The 4875-nt window shown below is 42.2% G+C and carries 6 protein-coding genes; 3 read left to right on the forward strand and 3 right to left on the reverse strand.

The features are described from left to right. Nucleotides 1-6 precede the first annotated feature (6 nt). Entirely contained in the window at nucleotides 7-615 is a 609-nt protein-coding gene (locus NJ959_RS24425) for a hypothetical protein (RefSeq protein ID WP_254014353.1), read from the reverse strand. Nucleotides 616-666: 51 nt separating this feature from the next. Continuing rightward, the gene (gene corA / locus NJ959_RS24430) at nucleotides 667-1809 is read right to left on the reverse strand and encodes a magnesium/cobalt transporter CorA (protein WP_254014354.1); all 1143 of its coding nucleotides are present in this window, start codon (nucleotides 1807-1809) and stop codon (nucleotides 667-669) included. A 211-nt stretch (nucleotides 1810-2020) separates the two neighbouring features. Between corA and NJ959_RS24435 the strand changes: the two genes are divergently transcribed. Next, complete coding sequence (locus NJ959_RS24435) at nucleotides 2021-2488, forward strand: DUF29 domain-containing protein (protein ID WP_254014355.1); 468 nt, start codon at nucleotides 2021-2023, stop codon at nucleotides 2486-2488. Nucleotides 2489-2509: 21 nt separating this feature from the next. Then, a complete protein-coding gene (locus NJ959_RS24440; RefSeq protein ID WP_254014356.1) occupies nucleotides 2510-3007 on the forward strand; it encodes a DUF29 domain-containing protein in 498 nt (165 codons plus the stop codon). 255 nt (nucleotides 3008-3262) lie between these two features. On the opposite strand, the gene ald is transcribed toward NJ959_RS24440, so the two are convergent. After that, complete coding sequence (ald, locus tag NJ959_RS24445; protein ID WP_254014357.1) at nucleotides 3263-4351, reverse strand: alanine dehydrogenase; 1089 nt, start codon at nucleotides 4349-4351, stop codon at nucleotides 3263-3265. Nucleotides 4352-4440: 89 nt separating this feature from the next. On the opposite strand from ald, the gene NJ959_RS24450 reads away from it, so the two are divergent. Further along, entirely contained in the window at nucleotides 4441-4611 is a 171-nt protein-coding gene (locus NJ959_RS24450) for a CAB/ELIP/HLIP family chlorophyll-binding protein (RefSeq protein WP_254014358.1), read from the forward strand. Nucleotides 4612-4875 lie beyond the last annotated feature (264 nt).

Raw genomic sequence — 4875 nt, forward strand, 5'->3', positions numbered from 1 at the left:
CCATTTTCACTTCGGTTGCAAAGAAAGGGAAAGAGCCTTTTGCCAAAGCAGTTTTTTAACAATAAACTGACAGCGGAAATGGCAGGATCTTCCTCCTTTAGATGGATCTGCTATTTTTAATAAGAATCTGATCGAGAATCGGTCATTTTTCGCCGCAGCTTTTTTCAGCTTTCCAATATCGAATAAAGGAGCAGTAGGCTTTTCATCGCTCAATTGTTCCTTCAATGTTTGACCAGGTAGAATTGTACTTGGGGCTTGAGATACCTCATCTTTTCCTGGAATAACTCGAATCAATCGCCTTCCGTTATTTTCAAAATCACTGATCAAACTGTCTTTCCAGTCTACCTCAATCACCGCATCTGGAGATTTATTCTTAATTTCCAGTGCTAGGTTTTTGAACTCCTCAACCTTGTATGTATCTGGAAAAGAAAATTTGATATTGACTAAATCATTAAGATTACTTTCTTCCATTTGTTGATTCAGATAGTCTGAATCAGTTTGAACTATCACTCGAGCGTCTAATGCTTGGACTGCTTTGTTAAACACTAAAGTGACAACAATCGTATAAACAGTCAAAATCAGGATATTGTAAGCAAGTTCTTGAGCAATTTCCATTAATAGATGACTCCTAATAAATTAACGAATTTTCTTGAAAAAACGGAAACATTAATCATCATTAACCGAGGCAGAATCCTGGAACCAGCCACGTCGCCAGAAGAAGAAACAGAGTGTTGCCGCTACCGCAATCATCATACCCCAACAAGTATAGTATCCCCAAGGCCACTTTAGTTCTGGCATATACTCGAAATTCATCCCGTAAACGCCAGCTATAAACGTCATCGGGATAAAAATAGTAGAGATTACGGTTAATACCTTCATAATTTCATTCATCTTGTTGCTCATGGCGGATAGATAAACATCCATCAATCCCGATGCTAATTCTCGATAAGTTTCCAGGATATCCAGTACTTGAATAGTGTGATCGTAACAGTCTCGCAGATAAATTATCACATCAGAACTAATCAGTCCGCTATCTGCTTTTGTCAATGAATTAATCGCATTCCGCAGAGGCCAAATATAGCGACGCAATGCTAATAATTCTCGCTTAACAGCATAAATCTTTTTCAGTGTTTTGTGACTAGGTTTGAGAATAACTTCATCTTCTAATGCAGCGATTCGCTCCCCATAGTCTTCCAAGACAGGAAAAAATCCATCAATTACAGCATCAATCAGGGCGTAGGCGAGATAATCAGCTCCAGTCTTGCGCACATTACCTTTATTGAAGAGAATGCGATCGCGCACTGCTTCAAAACAATCTCTTTGTGGCTCTTCTTGTACACTTAAGAGATAATGTTGCCCTAACACGAAACTGACTTGCTCAATCCAGAAGCCATCTTTATTCGGTTTTGGCATCACCATCTGAACCAGAATTAGGAGGTGATCTTCATATTCTTCAACTTTTGGACGTTGGGGAACATGTACGATATCTTCTAACACCAATGGATGTAATCCAAATACTTCACCCAATCTTTGTAATATATCTTCACTACCTAACCCACTAACATCAACCCAAGACACCGATTCGGTATCCAGGTAGTCGATACATTCTTCCGGCGTAGACAGTTTAACAGAAGTAGAGTTGGCTTCATTATAGTCAATCAAGAAAATCTCAGGTGGTGTCGCATCTGCTTCAATAATCAACGTCCCCGGTGTACTACCAGGTTGATCGTAGAAGTAGTCAAATAAATCTTCTTTGTCTGCTTCCGCTTCTGTTACTAATCTTGAACGTGGGAAATGTGTTTGTGTCATGTTCTTTATTTCTGCTTGGTACTAGATTAGCATGGCAACAATCCGCGATCGCACTTCTGTAGTAGCATATTAGGATAGAGTAACAGATCGTGACGCTCGTTCCGACGCGCATTACCTCGCTACGGCTACCACTGACGCTAACACCCTGAGTCGGAAGTAGGAATTGGGGAGTGGGGAAGAGGAATTTTTATTACAGTAAGGAGTTGTGAAGATGACACAAGTAATTAAACCACAAACAACAACCCTTTACGATCGCGATCTAGCTCTTTGGATTAAAGGTACAATCGGTCAATTAAAAGCGCGTAATTTTGAAGAGTTAGATATTGAAAACTTAATTGAGGAATTAGAATGTTTGGCCCGAAGAGATAGACGAGAATTAGAAAGCAGTATCGCTACCCTCCTAGAACATCTGCTGAAACGCTGTTACGTTAAGAGTGAGTACGATTACAATGGATGGGAAGAAACTATAGAGCGATCGCGTTTTGAGATTAAGCAACTGCTGAAACAGTCTCCCAGCCTGAAATGCCATGCTAACAATCCTGAATTATTTGAAGAGTTATACCGTTATTCTCTGCGAATCCTACGGAAAAATACAGATTACAATCGTCTAAACTTTCCAGAGACATGGCAATTTAGTCAAGCTATAGATGATCTACTTAACGTGAATTTTTGGGAGTAACAAAAATAGGATGGTGACAAGATGAAAGATAGGTCAAACCGAACTAAAGAAAAATCCGCTTCCCCACTCTTAAGTTGCTACGAACAGGATTATTATCTATGGTTGGAGCAAACAGCTAGGCAAATTGATGAGGCGCGGTGGGATGAATTAGATATATCTAATCTGGTAGAAGAAATTAAGGATATGGGAAGAAGTGAAAGGCGATCTATTGAAAGTAACCTAACTGTTGTTTTCCTGCACCTACTTAAGTACAAATACCAGCCAACTCACCGGAGTAATAGCTGGCTTTCCTCAATTATCGAACATCGCATTAGGATAAGAAAGCAACTAAAAGAAAGTCCCAGCCTGAAACCTTATTTAGAACAAGTTTTTGACGAATGCTACGCCGATGCCCTAAGATTTGCCATAGTGGAAACTGGTTTACCTCTAAACACTTTTCCTCCTGCCTCACCTTTTACTTATGAAGAAGTTATTAACCTAGACTACCTACCAAACGACGAAAATCATAACACGATCTAGATAGTGCGATCGCGTTAGCGTTGGCGAAGTGAGGCGTTAGCCCAGGGCGTGCAGCAAGCAGATCGCACTGGCACTGTAATGTAGTAGCATATTAAGACTATTGCTATCCTTGAGACAGTATGCCGAATGACTGGCCCATAATTTACTAGATCCTAGGTTACACTTATATTCTTAGCGTAATTTTGAGCAATGATATTAACCAACAACCAACAACCAACAACCAACAACCAACAACCAACAACCAACAACCAACAACTAATCCACCAAATCAGGAAAAACTTCCCGCACCGCCGGATGAACTAACTTATGATTATGTACATTCACCCCCTTCGCCAAGACAGGATCTAAATCAAAAGCATCTATCCCCCGCGCCGCCAACTTTAAAACATAAGGTAAAGTACTATTATTCAAAGCTTGAGTAGCCGTCCAAGGTACAGCCCCCGGCATATTTGGTACACCATAATGGACAACACCCTCCTCTATATAAGTAGGATTTGTATGAGATGTTGGTCTTACTGTCTCAATACAACCACCTTGATCCACCGCCACATCAATAATTACCGATCCGGGTCGCATTTTCTGTACCAAATTCCGAGATACTAAAATAGGGGCGCGACGACCTAAAACTAAAACCCCACCTATTAGTAAATCAGCTTGGGGAACTATCGCTTCAATTTGGGGAGAGTTACTATAAAGCAATTCCACTCTCGAACCAAATAGAGTTTCTAAATAAGCTAAACGATCCACATTTACATCCAGAATCTGGACTTTAGCACCCATTCCCACCGCCATCCGCGCTGCTTCCGTACCCACAATCCCACCACCGAGAATTACTACATTTCCCGATTGTACCCCCGGCACACCCCCTAAAAGGAGACCCCTGCCCCCTTGTTGGCGTTCCAGAAATCTCGCGCCAAACTGGATCGAAAGACGACCTGCGATAATACTCATAGGAGTAAGTAGCGGTAAGCGACGATCCGGGAGTTCCACAGTTTCATACGCGATCGCAGTTACGCCACAATCAATCATATATTCCGTTAAAGGACGATCCGCTGCTAAATGAAGATAAGTAAATAGCAACTGTCCCTTTTGCAGAAACTGATATTCTGGCGATAGGGGTTCCTTTACCTTCACCACCAAATCTCGATTCCAAGCCGCCGCCGCTGAAGAAACAATAGTTGCGCCCGCCTCCTGGTAATCCTCATCACTAAAGCCTGAGCCTGCACCCGCACTGCTCTCCACCCAAACTTGATTACCCGCTTCCGATAATATCCGGACACCAATCGGACTCAATCCCACCCGAAATTCCCGGTCTTTCGTTTCTTTTGGTACGCCGATTTCCATTGCTTCCCCTTTTGAGCCACCACTCCTGATTTTAACCGTTAAAATAAGTAAAGATTTGTAACTTATTCGCTACGAGAGGCTTTGACACTATGGCACAACCACAACCCACCACAACTCCCCGTGCAGAAGAACCCAAGTTCGGTTTCAACGACTATTCAGAACGCTTGAACGGTCGAGCTGCTATGCTTGGTTTTACCATTATGGTGGTCATTGAGTATTTGACAGGTCAAGGACTGCTAACCTGGCTAGGCTTACAATAGACATCTCCCAAAATTAGGTTTTTGTCCTGACAGTGCAAGGCTTCCAGAATCTTTTTAGGAGATGTCTAATAGGAAACAGAGGCAATATGTAGGTTGGGTCGAGGGAACGAGACCCAACTTGTGCCAGAAAAATCTATTTTATCCATCAGCTATAACCAGTAGGGTGTGTTAGCGCAGCGTAACGCACCATCGTAGCTTGGCTGCATAAGCCAGTAGGGTGTGTTAGCGCAGCGTAACGCACCATCGTAGCTTGGCTGCATAAGC

This window comes from Limnofasciculus baicalensis BBK-W-15 (genome assembly GCF_024178385.1).
GTDB classification, from domain to species: Bacteria; Cyanobacteriota; Cyanobacteriia; order Cyanobacteriales; family Coleofasciculaceae; genus Limnofasciculus; species Limnofasciculus baicalensis.

Bases quoted from the DNA above. Each gene is read 5' to 3' on its own strand.
- ald (WP_254014357.1), bottom strand. From the start codon at position 4,351: ATGGAAATCGGCGTACCAAAAGAAACGAAAGACCGGGAATTTCGGGTG.
- NJ959_RS24450 (WP_254014358.1), top strand. From the start codon at position 4,441: ATGGCACAACCACAACCCACCACAACTCCCCGTGCAGAAGAACCCAAG.
- NJ959_RS24435 (WP_254014355.1), top strand. From the start codon at position 2,021: ATGACACAAGTAATTAAACCACAAACAACAACCCTTTACGATCGCGAT.
- NJ959_RS24425 (WP_254014353.1), bottom strand. From the start codon at position 615: ATGGAAATTGCTCAAGAACTTGCTTACAATATCCTGATTTTGACTGTT.
- NJ959_RS24440 (WP_254014356.1), top strand. From the start codon at position 2,510: ATGAAAGATAGGTCAAACCGAACTAAAGAAAAATCCGCTTCCCCACTC.
- corA (WP_254014354.1), bottom strand. From the start codon at position 1,809: ATGACACAAACACATTTCCCACGTTCAAGATTAGTAACAGAAGCGGAA.